20 protein-coding genes are annotated in these 17661 nt (G+C 35.1%); 5 read left to right on the top strand and 15 right to left on the bottom strand.

Going from position 1 to position 17661, the window contains the following annotated elements:
- Positions 1-115 precede the first annotated feature (115 nt).
- Complete coding sequence (gene ffh, locus CQZ96_RS16805) at positions 116-1522, bottom strand: signal recognition particle protein (RefSeq protein ID WP_004817818.1); 1407 nt, start codon at positions 1520-1522, stop codon at positions 116-118.
- Positions 1523-1666: 144 nt separating this feature from the next.
- Here ffh and CQZ96_RS16800 point away from each other — a divergent pair, with 144 nt between their 5' ends.
- The 3 genes from CQZ96_RS16800 to CQZ96_RS16790 all read left to right on the top strand — a co-directional run bounded on the left by CQZ96_RS16800 (position 1667) and on the right by CQZ96_RS16790 (position 4026).
- Entirely contained in the window at positions 1667-2476 is an 810-nt protein-coding gene (locus CQZ96_RS16800; RefSeq protein ID WP_004724062.1) for a cytochrome C assembly family protein, read from the top strand.
- A gap of 21 nt (positions 2477-2497) precedes the next feature.
- Positions 2498-3016, top strand: a complete 519-nt coding sequence (locus CQZ96_RS16795) for a hypothetical protein (protein ID WP_105714452.1) — start codon at positions 2498-2500, stop codon at positions 3014-3016.
- Positions 3017-3090: 74 nt separating this feature from the next.
- On the top strand, positions 3091-4026 hold the full coding sequence (locus CQZ96_RS16790; RefSeq protein ID WP_178283385.1) for a tRNA dihydrouridine synthase: 936 nt from the start codon (positions 3091-3093) through the stop codon (positions 4024-4026).
- On the opposite strand, the gene CQZ96_RS16785 is transcribed toward CQZ96_RS16790, so the two are convergent.
- From CQZ96_RS16785 to CQZ96_RS16740, 10 genes are all read right to left on the bottom strand, one after another.
- Positions 4023-4382 carry an SseB family protein gene (locus tag CQZ96_RS16785; RefSeq protein ID WP_105714453.1) on the bottom strand — a complete coding sequence of 120 codons (360 nt, stop codon included), beginning with the start codon at positions 4380-4382 and terminating at the stop codon, positions 4023-4025. The two genes, CQZ96_RS16790 and CQZ96_RS16785, sit on opposite strands and share 4 nt — an antisense overlap.
- A 283-nt stretch (positions 4383-4665) precedes the next feature.
- Positions 4666-5373 (bottom strand): hypothetical protein, encoded by a 708-nt coding sequence (locus CQZ96_RS16780; protein WP_105714454.1) that lies wholly within the window; start codon positions 5371-5373, stop codon positions 4666-4668.
- Positions 5351-6058: a hypothetical protein gene (locus tag CQZ96_RS16775; RefSeq protein WP_105714455.1), complete on the bottom strand. Its 708-nt coding sequence runs from the start codon at positions 6056-6058 to the stop codon at positions 5351-5353. The genes CQZ96_RS16780 and CQZ96_RS16775 overlap by 23 nt, the downstream gene beginning before the upstream one ends.
- A 66-nt stretch (positions 6059-6124) precedes the next feature.
- Complete coding sequence (locus CQZ96_RS16770; protein ID WP_105714456.1) at positions 6125-6802, bottom strand: hypothetical protein; 678 nt, start codon at positions 6800-6802, stop codon at positions 6125-6127.
- A 60-nt stretch (positions 6803-6862) separates the two neighbouring features.
- The gene (locus CQZ96_RS16765) at positions 6863-7585 is read right to left on the bottom strand and encodes a hypothetical protein (protein ID WP_105714457.1); all 723 of its coding nucleotides are present in this window, start codon (positions 7583-7585) and stop codon (positions 6863-6865) included.
- Between the two features lie 31 nt (positions 7586-7616).
- The gene (locus tag CQZ96_RS16760; RefSeq protein WP_105714458.1) at positions 7617-8225 is read right to left on the bottom strand and encodes a transporter; all 609 of its coding nucleotides are present in this window, start codon (positions 8223-8225) and stop codon (positions 7617-7619) included.
- Positions 8222-9568, bottom strand: coding sequence for a M66 family metalloprotease (locus tag CQZ96_RS16755; protein WP_105714459.1), 1347 nt, complete (start codon positions 9566-9568; stop codon positions 8222-8224). The genes CQZ96_RS16760 and CQZ96_RS16755 overlap by 4 nt, the downstream gene beginning before the upstream one ends.
- Before the next feature lies 1 nt (position 9569).
- Positions 9570-10175, bottom strand: a complete 606-nt coding sequence (locus CQZ96_RS16750) for a hypothetical protein (RefSeq protein ID WP_105714460.1) — start codon at positions 10173-10175, stop codon at positions 9570-9572.
- Complete coding sequence (locus CQZ96_RS16745) at positions 10175-10723, bottom strand: DUF4123 domain-containing protein (RefSeq protein ID WP_171287951.1); 549 nt, start codon at positions 10721-10723, stop codon at positions 10175-10177. The genes CQZ96_RS16750 and CQZ96_RS16745 overlap by 1 nt, the downstream gene beginning before the upstream one ends.
- Before the next feature lies 1 nt (position 10724).
- Positions 10725-13361 (bottom strand): type VI secretion system Vgr family protein, encoded by a 2637-nt coding sequence (locus tag CQZ96_RS16740; protein WP_105714462.1) that lies wholly within the window; start codon positions 13359-13361, stop codon positions 10725-10727.
- A 425-nt stretch (positions 13362-13786) separates the two neighbouring features.
- Between CQZ96_RS16740 and CQZ96_RS16735 the strand changes: the two genes are divergently transcribed.
- Positions 13787-14053 carry a hypothetical protein gene (locus CQZ96_RS16735; RefSeq protein ID WP_004724087.1) on the top strand — a complete coding sequence of 89 codons (267 nt, stop codon included), beginning with the start codon at positions 13787-13789 and terminating at the stop codon, positions 14051-14053.
- 7 nt (positions 14054-14060) lie between these two features.
- Positions 14061-14924, top strand: a complete 864-nt coding sequence (locus CQZ96_RS16730; protein WP_105714478.1) for a patatin-like phospholipase family protein — start codon at positions 14061-14063, stop codon at positions 14922-14924.
- Between the two features lie 19 nt (positions 14925-14943).
- Here the strand turns inward: CQZ96_RS16730 and CQZ96_RS16725 are convergent, their stop codons facing one another.
- From CQZ96_RS16725 to CQZ96_RS16710, 4 genes are all read right to left on the bottom strand, one after another.
- On the bottom strand, positions 14944-15321 hold the full coding sequence (locus tag CQZ96_RS16725) for a hypothetical protein (protein WP_105714463.1): 378 nt from the start codon (positions 15319-15321) through the stop codon (positions 14944-14946).
- Positions 15322-16005, bottom strand: a complete 684-nt coding sequence (locus CQZ96_RS16720) for a hypothetical protein (RefSeq protein WP_105714464.1) — start codon at positions 16003-16005, stop codon at positions 15322-15324.
- Positions 16002-16661, bottom strand: a complete 660-nt coding sequence (locus CQZ96_RS16715) for an HAD family hydrolase (protein ID WP_105714465.1) — start codon at positions 16659-16661, stop codon at positions 16002-16004. The genes CQZ96_RS16720 and CQZ96_RS16715 overlap by 4 nt, the downstream gene beginning before the upstream one ends.
- A 76-nt stretch (positions 16662-16737) precedes the next feature.
- Entirely contained in the window at positions 16738-17646 is a 909-nt protein-coding gene (locus CQZ96_RS16710) for a pyridoxal-phosphate dependent enzyme (RefSeq protein WP_105714466.1), read from the bottom strand.
- Positions 17647-17661 lie beyond the last annotated feature (15 nt).

The raw sequence follows: 17661 nt of genomic DNA, 5'->3' as shown, positions 1-17661 counted from the left end.
TTGTTTAAATCATATTCAAATAATGGGCTCAGAATATCTAAACAGCCAACAAAAGTATGTTATTTTTATTTAACAAAAAAGCGCCCTAAGGCGCTTTTTATAAAAAAAATGAGACTTATTTTTTATCGTTATTACCAAACAATGGCCCCATACCGCCGCCACCGCCAAACTGTTTTTGCATTCCACCCAATGAGCGCATCATTTTTGCCATACCCGATGGATTGGCAAATTTCTTCATCATTTTCGCCATTTGTGCATGTTGTTTGATCAGTTTATTGACTTCAACCACATCCATACCACAGCCTGCTGCAATACGCTTTTTACGGCTCGGATTCATTAAGTCTGGGTTACGACGTTCTTTAATGGTCATCGATTGAATAATCGCTTCCATCTTTTTCACTTGCTTTTCAGGATTTGCTTGTGCAATCGCATCTTGAATGCCTGAATTGCTCATGCCAGGCAACTTATCCAAGAAGCCCATCATACCGCCCATTTTGTTCATCTGTTCAAATTGCATCAGCATGTCTTCAAAGTTGAAGCTCCCGCCCTTTTGCAATTTTTTCGCCATTTTTTCGGCTTTTTCTTTGTCGATTTTACGTTCAACTTCTTCGACTAAAGAAAGTACGTCACCCATACCCAAGATACGTTGTGCAACACGCTCAGGATGGAATGGCTCTAAGGCATCGAGTTTTTCACCCATACCTAAGAATTTAATTGGCTTACCGGTAATCGCTCGTACCGAAAGCGCCGCACCACCACGTGCATCACCATCAGTTTTGGTGAGGATAACACCCGTTAATGGTAATGCATCATTAAAGGCTTTGGCGGTATTTGCCGCATCCTGACCTGTCATTGCATCAACGACAAATAAGGTTTCAGTTGGGCCAATTGCAGCGTGTAATGCTTTAATTTCGTCCATCATGTCATCATCGACATGCAAACGCCCTGCCGTATCGACAATCAAAACATCGTTAAAGTTAATTTTGGCTTGACCAATTGCACGTTGTGCAATTTTAATCGGATCTTCAGAAGCGTCCGATTCAATAAAATCAACACCCACTTCAGCAGCAACTGTTTGCAGTTGCTTAATCGCAGCTGGACGGTAAACATCGGCAGAAACCATCGCCACTTTTTTCTTTTGACGCTCTTTTAAGAAACGTCCAAGTTTTGCCGCTGTCGTGGTTTTACCAGCACCTTGTAAACCTGCGAGAAGAATCACAACAGGTGGTTTTGCAGCTAAGTCTAGGCTTTCGTTTGCCTCACCCATCATTTTGGTGAGTTCGTCATACACAATTTTAACGAAAGCTTGACCTGGTGAAAGCTGAGTCATGACTTCTTGACCCAATGCTTCTTCCTTAACTTTCGCAATAAACTCACGAGTTACAGGCAAAGCAACATCGGCTTCAAGAAGTGCCATACGCACTTCACGTAAGGTATCTTTAATATTATCTTCGGTTAGCTGCCCAGAGCCAGTAACATTTCTGAGACTCTGCGTGAGTCGTTCTGTTAAGGTATCAAACATTGCAAAATCCGCTTAAAATAGCTAGTAGCAAAAAAATCTTTCTTAAAATAGAAAATTTATGCTCAAGATGCTATAGGATACTGTAGTTCACATGGAATTTATATCTTATAACATGAATATTCATCATCCTGAAAAAGGTTTGACATGATTAGCCTACCCTTGGTTTATACGATTTTAGCATTAATTGCCTATACCTCTTCATTTTGGTATTTGTTCATGCACTTAATGGCTAAACGTTCCGCAAACCCTTGGTTTATTGGCATCATGTCAGGTTTAGGGCTGATATTACATGCAAGTGTACTGCATAACGACATACTTACACCACTAGGGATTAATTACGACGTCTTTAACTTGATGTCTTTTACCTCTGCGTTAATGTTGGTTCTAAGTATGCTTTATAGTACCTATCGTCCTGTTCTTTCACTAAATTTGATTGGAATTCCTGTTGCCGCCTTTGGTTTGATTCTCGGTTTTTGTTTTAGTAAACCAGATCAATTTATTGAACAGCATTCTATCGGTTTAGACATCCATATCATTCTGTCTTTATCTGCTTATGCCGTTTTACTCATGGCAACCATACAAGCCGTTTTGATTTGGTTTCAAAACCGTGAACTCAAAAAGAAACAAAAAAAACGTATTTGGGTCAACTTCTTACCGTCATATCAAGCCATGGAATCCTTACTTTTTGATATGCTCATTACTGGTTTTGTTTTATTAACTGTCGCCCTATGTTTTGGTTTCTTTACCATTGATGACTTCTTTGCACAGCACCTAGCACATAAGACCGTGTTTAGCATTGTGTCTTGGTTTGTTTACGGTGCGTTGTTAATTGGTCACTATAAGTTTGGCTGGCGTGGTCAAAAAGCCATTCGCTTTACCATGATTGGATTCTTTTTATTGGCGGTTGGCTTTATTGGTTCTAAATTTGTTTTGGAAATGATTTTGCATCGTTGATAAACGCAGCGCTGAGCAAAAATGGGCAGTATTTTGTATTCTTACTATAAATATATTGATACAGAAGCAGAAGAAATTATTTTATATGAATTAGATCTGGAATATTACTGCCTCAGATCAATTCTGGTGACAGCTTCACTCAGCATCAATACAAATTTAAACATAGAACAAGCGCATTTTTTCTTACCTGAAGGAAGTTTTTCTGACATTTTAGATGAAATTATTCCCATTGAAAAAGATGAGTTTTTAAATTTTTGGAATCAATCAATCTCTAAATATTTAAGTGATTGGAATGAATTAAAGAACAAATTTAAAATTGGACAAAACATTGAAACCGAGATTGTGTGTTTCTACCCTCAAGGGGTGATTGTTCAATATGGCGAAAGGTTTTATGGTTTAGCCAGTTACAAGGATTGTGAATCGCATTTAGGTTTAAAGAACATGTATCCACAACAAAAAATTCGACTTTATGTAGAAAGTTTTGATAATGAAAATTTATGGATCAACTTTTCAATAACACCCCCTTCAGCACTGACCTAGAATATATTTTGCATCGGTAGACATCTCCTACAAAAATGCGTATAACGCTGTTTTCATCTCATCAGGTAACAATTGTGAAACTTATACTCGCCCCAATGGAAGGCTTAACCGACCCTATCATGCGTGACGTTCTCACACATGTCGGTAGCTTTGACTGGTGCGTGACTGAGTTTATCCGTGTAACGGATTCGGTCTTACCTGACCATGTTTATCATAGCTATTGTCCAGAATTAAACAATCAAGGCAAAACAGCCGCTGGCACACCAGTACACGTTCAGTTTTTAGGAAATAATCCTGAAATGCTCGCAGCCAATGCGGTACGCGCTGCTGAATTAGGTGCTCCTGCAATCGATATGAATTTTGGTTGTCCTGCTAAAACAGTAAACCGTCATAGAGGTGGTTCAGTACTTCTCGATGAGCCTGAAGTTGTACATGAGTTGGTCAAGGCTGTACGTGATGCAGTACCCAAACACATCCCTGTATCTGCAAAAATGCGTTTAGGTTATATGGATCGAAATTTTACCCTTGAAAATGCGCATGCCATTGAAGATGCTGGCGCAGCGTGGGTCACTGTCCATGCTCGGACCAAAGCTGATGGGTACACCCCACCAGCATTTTGGGATCAGCTACAGCCGATTCGTGAAGCACTCAAGATCAATGTGATTGCCAATGGTGAAATCTGGACCAATGCTGATGCGAAACAATGCCAACTTGAATCAGGTTGCCAAGATTTGATGATTGGTCGTGGTGCTGTGACTACACCAGATCTCACCCAGTGTATTCGTAAAAATACGGATGAACCACTTATCACTTGGTCTGAACTATTAAATTTACAAATTCGTTTTTTAAATGGTCCATATAAAAAAGAGCTGAACATGGTCGGCCGTTATAAACAATGGATTGGGATGATGTCTAAGCATTATCCCGAAGCCAAAGCCTTATGGGATGAAATCAAACGGTTGAAAAAAATTGATGAAGTGCTGGAGAAATTGAATCCTGCACATTTTTAAATTGCTTCATCAATCTCTAAAATTGCTTTAATTTCTTCAGGTTGAAATTCTTTTGTTAATTCAGAAGTTGGATTCAATACCAATGTTGCCCCCTGAGTCATTTCAAAAAACTGCCGTGTATTTAACATGATATATTCGGCATCGACTCCAATATCATTTTGAATAGTTTCTAGCTCTATGAAGAATGGTATTGCTTGATCACCTTCTGGTGTTTCTAGAATACGGAATTGAATTTTTTTATGCTGATCTTGTGTTCCCAAACAATAAATATCCGATGCTAAAAGCAGATCGATAAAATCAGGGATCAATTCGTAGTTTTCTTGGGTGTTGATAAAGAGTTGTTGTAAATTTTGCATGTTGTTGATTGTCTATTTTTGGTGCCATTAATATAGCTTATTCACGGTAGATATGGAATTGATCTGAGTGCTCAATTGGATATCCTAAAGCTTTGAATTTCAAATTATCAAGATTTAAGTTATTGAATTTAAATTATTATAAAAGCTTTAATCTCGTTTAGGAAACTATATTCATAAAGCATCTACTGCTGAGGGGATACGAAATCACCATCACTATTAGTTTTTCTATAATCACCACAGGATGCCGGAAAAGGGACTAAGCAAAAAATCCAAACAAAGAATTTCACAAATTGCATTTTTGAGGAATTCCTTTACTTTGGTAAATATTGAAATAAGTATTATTCTTTGTGAGTTCAGTATTTAATTCTAACCAATAATCCTTAACATTTACTCTCGTCGTCACTAAAAATTCACAATACTCATTCACATTATTTTTTATATTTAAAATATGTTGCTTCATGAGTGAAACATACACCTCTTTTGCTTTCCTCTCATCAATCACATTCAAAGCAGAAATAAAACTTGTGGGAACAATCGGATCTGTATTCATTTTTTTAAATCTTTTCCCATTGTATTCAACACTTAACCCTAGACGAATACTTTTGAGTTGATTAAATTTAGAGTTCGTTGCATAAATCTCAGAAAAGAAATCAGGTGTTTGACTGTTATTATTAAAAAAATAAATTTTCTTGGTCGTCAATCCATATGCTAACACTTCATAGCGTTTACTATTCGAGACTGTACCACTATTGATATAACCTATTTTTGCAAGGTTCTTTATTATTTCATCTAAATCTACAGGCATTGCTTTTAAATTAAGCTGGTTTACTGGTGCAAATCTTGAGTAATTTATTTCAGAAGATAACGCTGATATTTCTTTATCTTCATAATTAAAAATTCGATTTTCTACATTCGCTCCAAAACTATAGGATGTCATAGAAAAAAATATCAGAAATAAGCTTTTAAGTTTAATAATATAATGATTTTTCATAATTTTTATCTGTCATTTTTGTATAGTATACAGTATAAGCAAAACTATTGACTTGGCCTTTCCCTACAAACCATTCAGGTTCAGATTCCAAGATAATATGTACACCATTAAAATTCTTTTCAGTAATAACCTTTCCGTACTGATCCCCACCTTGACATCGCCCTTTAGTTAAAAAATTTTCTATGAAGTTATCAAGACTACTTTTATCTAAAGCTGCTGAATTTATTAAAAAAATTTGATCATAAATTGATTGATAGATATTTTTATGGATATTTTCATCAAATGGAACGAAATTATCACTAGCATAATAATTTGTATTTGGACCTTGTCCTGTAGTTCGTACTTCTAATGTAGACATATGATGATAATTATCTTCAAAATTTTCATTGTGAACTATTCCATTATCAAAACCTTGAGTAGCAGATAATCGATCTATAACTTTTAACTTCAAATAATTTGAATTCATTTCCTTATATTTGCTATATATTTTTTTAAAATTATAGTCCAAATATAAATCATGATTAACAACAAATAAATTAATATCTCTCGATATTTCCTTTACGTCACTTCGAGTATCGCTTTTTTTAGTTTTGTTATTTATCTGACATAGATGATCTAATGGCTCATTAGGAACACATGCAAATAGAAAAAAAGAGTATATAAAAATAGTTAAAATTTTCCTCATAACTCATTAAGCCTTATCAAAGGTATAAAATTTCTAGATAATTTTCAGTACCATAGATATAGAAAACTAATATATTGATGTTTCATATTTTTTATCCGTTTTCTTTGTAAAATAAGCTGTAAAAAAAAGACTGGTTAGTTTTTCATTTTTATTTCCTGATGCTTCTAAAATAATATGAATATCATTTACATTCCACTCTAGCACTTCCTCTTGTGACGAAGTGCTGCACTCGAGCCTTTTAATAAAAATATTAATATTTTTATCTAAATCTTTATCATCTACTTTATTTCCATTGATCACATAAATTTGATCACCCAACATTTTAGCAATAGTATTAAGAATTTTATCATCGTAAGGTACATAATTGGTACTTTTAAAAAATATGTAATTTGTCTTAAAGTTTATATGTGTATCTAGATTAGACATATAATGCTTATTTTCTTCAACATTATTACCGACAGTACCATCTGTAAACCCTATTTCAGCAGGAAGTTTATCTAAAACCTTTAAAACCATGTAATTGCTATTTAATTTTTTATATCTGTTAATTATTTCTTTTTGATCATAATTTAAAAAAATTCTATTTTCATCTACAAAACTAGAAATATTTTTTCCAACTTTAATATCATAACTATTTCCAACATCTGAATTTTCACTATTTTTTAAACTACAGTTATCCTTATTTGAGTCAAATGAGCAAGCTGATAGATTTATTAAAGCTATCACCAAAATGAAAGATTTCATAACACCACCATCTCTAACAACCTAATAAATAATTATAACTGATGTCTAAAATCATTAAGATTAGTGTTTGAATATTGAAAAAAGTGATAACTCCAACTCTTTATATTCATTATATTTTTTAGCTTTGCAATCGATATCTCTAATTTCCCCGCTAGCAACTTTAGCTGCAATAAATTTTTTATTAATTGTAGATATTTCATATACAACTTCATTCTCATCAAAAGAACCTGAATATATACCAGTTCGAGGATTAAATTTACCATCTTTAATATTGTTAATTAAATTACTTAAGGCTTTATCATAGATTAATTTAGAATCGGTATTACTTACTGCAGAAATCACATCTATAAGAGCACTTTTTATAAGTTTTCCTTTAAAAATTTGGGGATCAGATCTAACTTCAAAATTAATATATTTAACATAAGTGCCTGCTGAAATAATTAGAATTTTACCTACTACATCGTAGTTATCATCAATAATATCAATATAACCTTGATTTTCATATACATTCATATTATTCAAGGAAATAGATTTTTGAATTTTATTATAAAAATCATTAACCTTTATTCCTAAGTTTTCTTCTATAGGACTCTCCATTGAACTTTCAAATGGTAAATATTTATTTATATCAAAACTAATATTGGGCTCAGGATTAAGGCAAAATTTATTTATTACCTCATCACTTTTACTACGTGAATAAATTAGATTTTCATCACAGCCAACGATAAAAAATAAAATTAAAGCCAAATGATATTTTTTATAATTACTTTTTATAAATATCATTATTTAAGCTCCCATTTAAATTAAAAATTTACTACTTCTTGTAAATATGAAATTGACCTTTTTTAGATTTAATATTACATGAAATTTCATAAATAATTCCATTTTCTCCATACGATGTATTGGTTAAAGAATTTTCATTATTTTTTTTAGTAAAATCAAATTTAAAAAAACTATTTTCTAAATTATTATTTTGAAATATTTTTAATATTTTCCTTACTCTATCTATATCTATTGAGCTGATTGATGAACACATAGAAAAATCATAATCTATTGATTTCACCTTACCATTTGATGGATTCGGATTAATTGTTAACATGGCTTCATTTTCAAAATCTATATAATTTGAATTATCTTTATCTTTAAAATTATACTCTTTTAAAATCTCAGCATTTAAAATACCGTTATTTAACAACACGACACCAAAATCTTCATAATTTAAAAATTCTAAATCTCTTAATTTTTCATATGGAATTTTATAGTAGGGTGAATTAAATTTATCTGGTGTACAATCCGCATTAGCGCATGGGTCATTTATATTATTTTCACTTGTGTTCATACTCCCTAATTGAGCATCACCTCTATTTTCAGAAGAACAAGATACAAAAAAAACAAAAAAAATTGTTAAAAATAATTTTTTCACTTTAAACTCCTATCACTTCTCAAAATATCCCACTGAAACTTACTAAAATACTTTCTAGTAATTTTACTATCGACCTGTTTAGATTTTGCATAAAACCAAGTATAGTCCATTAAATTCCCCGATTGCCCCTGATAAAATACAAATTTATTGTTATTTTTTTCAAAAACATGTGGCAGACCTAAGCTATGCCCAATCTCATGTACTAGCACATCCAATCTAGTATGTGCTTGTTTAAACACGACTATAGCATTTCCCCATTTCATTCGCCTACCTTCCATTCTTGATGGGGCGTATCCATTTACATTCCCAGCAGATATATTTGTATAAAATATATAAGTTCTCGTATGCCCATCATCATTTATATTTAAATACTTTTTATCTTCTATTGGTCTATATTTTCCACCATATTTATCGAATAAATTTACAAATCTATTTGCTAAATAATCAATATCTAATTGTTTATTTGATGCTACTTCTGCCAAAAAATCTGCAACATCTTCATTTGTCTTTGCTAGGTCTAATAAATCAAATTTTGTTTCTAATCTTTTCTCAGCTCTGATTAGAGCCTGATTGTAAGACTTAAACTTCAAATAATATTCATAACTACTTGGTTTAACTAGTGAGTTATTATCACTAATTACATCAATAAAATTAAGTTCTAATTTTGGAATATCATTATTTTTATATAACATTAATTTCCCTACTTTTTCTCTCACACCTTTCTTTATCGCAAATACATTTATCTCTTCATGCTGATTTAAAGCTCCACCTTCACATTTTATATTTATTATCTTTTTATTTTCATAAAAAAATTCATTTTTATTATTTGTTTTATCAATTTCTCTACTTTTCCTATTATTAATTAACTGTTTAATATCAAATTTAGATGGAGTTAACTTTATAAAATCACTTGTAGCTAATAATTCTATTGAAGTTCCATCACTAGTAAGAGGATCTTTTTCATCACTACTTAATTGAACAATTTCTAAATCTAAATCCACACCATTTTTATTAATTTCCTGTGAACCAGATGCACTTTGTTTACTTGTTGTCTTTGGAAAAATTGCTAACCATGCAGGTATATAATTATAGCCATATGGCCGTATTAATGTCTTTTGACCCTCCGAATAAATAGCAAGCAAATCTGAAATATTTCCTCTGAATGTATTTTTATAACTTATGCCGTCTACTTTTTTGAGATTATTAACATACTCATTTCTTAACCAGTCAAATCCATAACCACCATCGAAATCTTTCTCATTATGCCTAAAATGAACCGTAAACTTCCTTAAACACGTTGCACATGAAGCGCCCGCTGCAGGACTTGCACCACCAACACCCATCTTAAACCTCCAAATTAATCAAATTTTTTATAAAAACGTTATGATGAAATTCTTTTCCCAATACATACTCTTTATATGATTGGATATCATTGGAATAATTTTCTTGAAGTGAACCCAATAAATCTTTTTGTTTTAAAAACTCTATTTTTTCTGGATAAATAATTGAAAGATTTTCTTGAAGATTGGAATGACTAAAACTCTGATTTAACTGCTCAATTGCTTTAAAAACAAATTTAAAATTATGCCCTAAAACCACACTTTTATAGCTTTCCAAAAGTGTATAAAAAGCATCTACATAGGACACTTGCTCCGCAATATTGTAATGCTGCATTTCATTTTTGAGCCAAAAATATTGCGGATCATTTGCATAATCTATTCCCAAATAAACATGGCTCTTCACCATATATTTGAGTGTATAAATTTGATTGATGCCTTTTTCAATATATAGATTGATCAGGCTTTGGACAGGTTCTAATAGCTGATCAAATTGCCCATTCAGTTTAAGGGCAGGGTTTTCTTTTATAATTTCATAGACAAGGTCATATAAAAATTCTTTATTTTGCTCAACATCTAATTCATATAATTTTTCCTGGCTGAGTATGAGCATTATGCATTCTCCAATACCATTAATTGATTAGAATCTACATCCTGATAATTTCGAATTGAAATGACCCATTTTGTAATACCCTCAAAAAACTCATCTTCTTGTTGATCTGTCAGTATTTTATGAATTTTTTTAACAATTCTTGGATCAAACCATCTAAATAATTTTTGTGTACCATCAGGAAATTCTACTGTGAGATAGCGTTTCATCTTTTTAACAAACTGAGTCAAATCCAATGAACTGCATACCAGATTTAAAGCCTGTTCATCTTTCCATGTTTGATGAATAAAGCTAAACCCTTCTTCTTCGAGCATCTCTAAATCATTGATTAAAACAAGTACAGGGGCAACTTCAAAAGGTGCATTGCCCTCCGCTGTACCTGAAAATAATGAATAAAACTCTAGCCTTGCGTCATTTCGCCATGTATTGATAAAGTGCAAAGTTTGATCTGAAACTTGCGCTGCATCCAAGATTAAATACATGTTCAAATCATGTTGATCATCTTCGATACAGCTTTTTATATTTTTAAATGGAACAATTTTTCTTTTCATTTTATTTATCAACAAATGCCATTCCAAACTTTGCTGCATCCAACAAACAAGGCTTACAGATATTTTCATAGAATGATGGAAGTGAATAATCGACTTTTGCTCCACCAATAAAACTATGTTGCCCTGCCTTCACTTCGAACTTAGCAGCCGTGGTCACAAATACACCTGAACCATTAATTTTTAATTGAGAGCCACCAGAGGTGATAATAATTTCTTTGAGACTCTTGAGCTCAATCATCTCTTCAGTCGAAATGATTTGAATCCCTTTGCGTGCAATCAAATCTGCACCATCGCCTTGTGCTTGGATTTCAACTTTACCTTTCCCAGCAAATAACCGTGCACCTTCTTGTGCCGCAAAAAGGCTGATCTTTGATTGTGCATGCGCGACTAAATTCTTTTGCGTACTCAGGTTGATACTATCACCTGCGGTATAACTGATTTGTTTATCCGCAGAAAGATGTAAGTCTTCATTGCTTGCCAATGCGATTGAATTCGGTGCAGCCAAAATCATCAAAGCTTGTTTAAATGCATCAGCTTTGTCTTTTTCACCTTTTTCGATTTGATCAAGAAATTGCTTGAGATTTTCCAATACATCCAGTGGATCAGTTTGCTGATTCTTAGCAACTTCACTTAAGGCTTTGGAATTATTTAGGCTGCTTTCTAACTGACTTTTCGCAGCGGTTGCATCGAGATGGTTACCCGCGGCTGAGTCTTGAGCATAGGTACTCAGCAATAGGCCTTGCCCAGCTCGTAACGCTCCCCATTGGTCTGTTCTTAATTCAAAGCCTTGGCCTCGTCCTTCACTGGTCTCGGTTTCTTTAGGATGGCTCAGGTTACCGAGATTGAGTTGACTCGCACCGTGACTACTTTGTAGCTGGCTGCTGATTTGGTCTGTGGTATCGTCAAATCTCAGTTGGCCATAGCCACTGCCTTTAACTTCTCGACTTTTGATCCCTGCCAGTTTTTTGGTATCAGGCAATTGGCCTTTGTCATCAAATTTAGTTGGACTTCGTTGCGCTTCATGGATACGTCCCACCACAAATGGTCGATCGATATTGCCATCAAAGAAATCTATCACCACAATCTCACCAATCCTCGGTAAGAACCGCGCACCATAGCCTTCACCTGCCCACGGGGTCAGTACATCCACCCAAGCGGAATCGGTGTCGTTGTCATTGCTCCCTGCACCACCATCATGACTGTGATCTTCATTGCGGGTAAACAGGAAGCGAACTTTAATACGTCCCCATTCATCGACATGAATTTCTTCTCCACTTGGCCCAACCACTTTAGCTCGTTGTGGATGGGTACTTGGACGGTGTTGTAGTGGATGATATTCCGGAACAGTGGTGACATTACGGCGTTGTAGTACCAATTGATTGGCTTGGCGTTCTGGGTTGTTTGAGTCTACATTTGAATTGACCCAATTGCTTTGTTGGAGCAAGCGATTGATTTGCTCACTCAGGTCTTTGGGTAAGTTGTTCTGGTTATAAAATGTCTTTGATGTGATCAGAAACTCTTTGTCTGAGCCACTGTGTTGGTCTATTTCTGGGTGTTCGTTTAACTCAAACCAATACCCCACTTGCGCATCACGTACAGTGGAGTTGGCAACGAATTGTTTGGATTGAGCATCGTAATAATGGCTGAGGTTTTGGTTGATGTTTTCAATCTGATTGTTATTTGAAGCGGTTGCTTGATCTTCACCATTTAGGTCTTGAATCCATGCTGGGCTGATATGCCAAGCTTGTTCTAAACCGAGACTGGCATTATTCTGGTTTTGACTGTGCTGGTGTTTACTTTGAACACTGCCTGCACCCTCTTCTTGCTCTAACACATCTGCTTGCCAGCGTTGTACATGGACAGCAGTGGGTTGTAAGCTGCGTTGTCCGATAAAGCTGGTGATGCTGTCTTGTTGTTCTGTAGCACTGCTGCGATGGAAACGGATCTTTCTTCGTTCTAGTGCTTTGTATTCATTATTATCATCCACCAAACGCAGTTTTTGCGGCTGAATTTGAGTCGCAGCGCTTGGTACAATCAATTGCGCTTCATCAATTAACCAGTTAATCCCTTCACTGCGCATCAAGCGGCTTAAAAATGCATAGTCACTTTCGTTGCTCTGCATAATGAATGGTCGAATATCGTAATCTTTTTTAAGACCACTTTTATCCAAGCTTAGACTGGAGGCAAAGAGTGGGCTTTTGTCTTGCCATTCTTTAAACAGCGTTTCTATGACTTGCACAACCGACTTATTCATAAACACTCGGCTGTTACGGCGTTTATGCCACAGTGAAGTGGCATCTTCGAGTTTGAGTTTATATAACGTTAGTGCGCCATCACTCTGCCCTTGTGCCGCTTCAGTAATCACTCCTGTGCTACGAAACAGTTGTCCATGATCTGTGACTTGATCAATGGCCACTTGGCTACCAATGAATTGTTTAAGCGGAATCGTTGCTGAAGTGGCAAGGCAAATCAATTCAACAGACACACCTTGGTTTAGACCATGTTGCCCATCGATACGTTGTAAGAAGACTTGGTTGTTTAAGTCTGTATTGCTAAATTGGATATGCAAGGCTCGTTTTTGTGCGTTTAGTCCAAGCTGATCCAATATTTTATAAATGCTATTTACTAAGCTGTTCATTTTAATAATTTATTCGTTTTAATTGTCTCTATTATAAATTAATTCTAAAATTTTTCTATTTAAAAAAACAATTTCATTACTAAAAACACTTAAATTCAAATAGATTTTTTGATTAATTATTGAAAAATTAAATAAATAATCTCACTAAAAATGTAGTTTAAATATTCATATATTTCTAATAAATCAACATTATTCATTTCCATAAACACCTAAAATCAAGCTCAAAATAATCTTGTTTGTATGCTTGATTTCAATTTTAATCTCAGCCTGTTTGTTATGTCTGATATGTATTCAATACTGATCAATCCATGTTGTGTTTATATACATAAGCCTCATTTAATTTATGTCTTTTATAGCAATGCCAACTTTACTACTGCTTTATGTTATAAAATAGCTACACATTTCATTCTTTTAGGAATTTTCCTATGAACGATGTTAACTCTCCCAAGAAACCGTTGTGGAAATCTAAAGCAGTAATTTTCGCAACAATCTTTAGCTGTTTATTCCTTGTATTCTTCTATATGGCTGTAACCAATGAACCAGATTATATGCCGAGTCAGCAAAATAAGCAGATAGCGACGCCTCAGACGGAGAATACCGATACAGCACCTCCACATGACACGCAGCAAATGTCGAATGATGAAATGAAAAACATGCCACACAACTCAGCTCAGCCAGAACATGCAAACTAAACAATCTATGATCAATGATTCACGTAATGCGCTTGTCGTAGAAGGTGGCGGTATGCGTGGGGCTTTTACCTGCGGTGTACTTGACGCTTTCCTACAACAAAATTTTAACCCTTTTGATCTTTTTGTGGGAGTGTCTTCTGGTTCAACAAACCTCGCCAATTACCTTGCTCGACAACAAGGTCGTAATATCGAACTCTATTTAGACCACTCACTTCGACCTGAATTTATTCGTTATGCTCGCTTTTTTAAAGGTGGGGATTTACTGGATATGCAATGGATGTGGAATATTGTCGAGAAAGAGAATCCTCTAGATCAACAAGCTTTATTTAGTCAAAATCCTGACTTTTATATGGTGTTGACTCATGCTCGTACAGGTTATCCTGAATATTTACGTGCTGGGAAAGACAATATTATCGATGGATTACGTGCTTCTAGTTCTATTCCCTATCTGACACGACAGGCTGTAGAAATTTTTGGAGAGCCTTATTTTGATGGCGGTGTCGCAGATGCCCTCCCTGTTCAATGGGCAGCGCAACAAGCAAATATTCAAAATCTCTTGGTGATTCGTACGCGTACACAAAATTACTTTAAAGCCAGCAGTAAAGCAGATCAATTCTTGGCAAAATATTTGCTTAATCAACATACTGGCTTTGCAGATAGTCTGAAAAACCGCTGTACTCGTTATAACCAAACTGTCGATTTTATCCGCCAAAATACTCAACAAAGCATTTTTGAAATCTGCCCACCTGACAATAAAAAGTTAGCAGGCCGTTTATGTAAAGATAAACGCAAATTGCAATATACCTATGAAGTTGGCTTAGAAAGCGGACAAAAAGCCATAGAAGACTGGAGTAACGCACACAAAGGCTAAAAGCGAAATTCCCAACAGACTAGTTTTTTAGCTTGTATTGCGTGACATATCCTTCTTGTGGAAAAGCATCCTTAGTGATGCTTTCTACTTGTACAACTTGCCCTTTGACTAAACTGATCAAAGGTGGCTGTTCAATCGTAATTCGCATGCGTTGATTGACCAGTGATTGGCATCCACTGTCAGCTCTTCCATTCTTTTCAGCTTTTAATATTTTGATATACATCGTCAATTTACTTTTTTCAAACTCACCTTGTGGCCCATTGATTGCCATCGTCATGGTTGAAGTTTCTTCTAAGACTTTAACCGTTAAGAGACATTTATTGAGATAAGATGCCCAAGTCAAATTGGATACAATAAGACCCATCATCAAAAAAATACCAAGTATTGCACTTTTCATTTACTGATCCCTTTTCCAAAATTTCCATGACTTTTCAGGGCATGCATAAAGCTTGTCAGACACAGTCACTTCTTGATTGGTTTTTAGATCAAATACTTGAAATTGGCATTGGTTATTTTGATATTTACCTAAAATTTCATAATCGTGTCCAGCCTGTGGTCTGAACGAAGCAACAGCATCCACACATTGATCAAAAACTTGTGCATTTGTCCGAGATGAATCAGTCGCTCCAAATACAAAACCATATAAATTCACAGGTTGGTCGGCATTTAAAATAAACTCTTTATAAGAAATCAGTTGGTAAGTTCGCATAGCATTGCTTTCAGCTTCTTTCTGAATCGCACTACGAGGCATCCCTTCTTCGATATTAAAGGTGATTCTGGCATACGCTTTTAGCGCAGATAATGCACCATTTCCACTTAAGTAATCCCGTATCCCAGCTTTTCTTCCTGCACAATCAAATGAATGTTGAATTAAAGTTTTTGTCGCACCCTTTCGATAGACCCGAATCCGTGACTGTGTCGCTGGATCATAAGTTTTTGGCTTTGTTTCTACCTGCAACTCATAGGCTAACGGTTGTTGTTTATCTGTTTCGGCTTGTGCAAATACACTGAATTGAGATACAACTCCAAATAAAAATAAAACCTGAAACTTTACCCTACCGTGCTTATATAATCTTTTCATTTTATTTTTAAAATATTAAGTATGTCTTGAAAATACTTTACACGATGATCGGCCTGTGTCGATGTTACTTTTTGTTGAGGGTCAAATAAGATCGTTTTCATGCCCAACGCTTTTGCACCGCGAATGTCTGCTATCTCATGGTCGCCAACAAAAACGCAGTGCTGAGGAATAACACCGAGCTGCTGACATGCCAATTGGAAAATTTCTGGATGAGGCTTTCGCAGTCCAACAGCTTCTGAAACAATCACACTCGAAAAATACTCACTTAAACCTAAGGCTTTAAAATTATCTTCCTGAAAAGGCGTCTTTCCATTAGAGATTAATCCAAGAGAAAAATTTGCCTTAAACAAGCTATAAATAACCAGATCAACATCGCTAAAGCTTCGACAAAATTTATTAAAGTCTTGAATATAATTCTTTAATAGCGCTTGTGTCGAATAGCTGGATATTTGAAACTCTTGAATAAGTTGAGCATATACCTGATCTTTCCATACAGAACCATTGTTATCCAACTCAATAAAACGCTGAATAAATTGTGGTTTCTGTTGAATCACAACCAGCTCGAAGAAATTTACCTGCCAATTTAAAAAAGCCTTTAGGGAGGAGGTGCGATCAAGTAAGGTTTGATCTAAATCAAAAAGTACAACTTGAATCATCTCTCCATCCTCTAAATCGAAAAGACTTGCTAAAGGATCAATAGATTATGATCATTGATTGTCTATTCAATCCGATCTATCCATTGAATGCTTGTAGTGTTTCTAGGGTAATCCCTGCGCCACCACATACAATCACCAAGACCTGATCAGCGGGTTTAAATTGAATCGCCTGATCATAAAGCACTGATAATGTTGCACCACATGCTGGCTCAACCAAAATACGATGATCATCTACAAATTTTAAACAGGCATCTACAGTGTCTTGATCTGAAACCACCAAACTACGAACCTCAAGTGCTTGGCTCACTTCAAATGCATTTTGACAGACTTTTTTTGCTGCAAGTGTTGTTGCTATACCACTCACTTGATCCAATTCAACATGTTGTTGAGCGACAATCGAAGCATGTAAGGATGCTGTACCTTGGGTTTCAACCGCATAAATTGGAATATGGGCTAAACCATGTTTTTTTAATCCTGCTGCAACACCTGAAAGTAAACTTCCTCCCCCCACAGATAAGACCACCGCATCTGGAGTAACACCTTCTGCAATGACTTCATCAATCATCGGGATAATGCCTTCCCATAACAGTGGATGATCAAAAGGATGAATAAATACATCATGCTGTGTTAATAAGGACTGCGCTAAAGCATTGGCTTCAGTCCATGAAGCGCCATGTACGATGACTTCTGCACCTTGCTGGGCAATTAATTCTCTCGCACGTTGTGCTGTGGTTTCAGGAACAACGACGGTCACAGGAACACCCAGTTGTCGACCTGTATAAGCAACAGCTAATCCTGCATTGCCACCTGATGAACTGATAAAACGCTGAGCACCCTGCTCAAAATATTTTTGACAGGCATGGCTAATGCCTCGTTGTTTAAATGATGCCGACGGTTGTAAGGCTTCCATTTTTAACCACACCTGACATTGATTCAGTTGGCTTAAAACTAAAGATTGAATTAACGGGGTTTTTATACTGAGCATGGGCAAATCGATTCT

This window comes from Acinetobacter sp. MYb10, from assembly GCF_002980175.2.
GTDB classification, from domain to species: Bacteria; Pseudomonadota; Gammaproteobacteria; order Pseudomonadales; family Moraxellaceae; genus Acinetobacter; species Acinetobacter guillouiae.
This window is presented reverse-complemented; position numbering and strand designations above follow the sequence as displayed.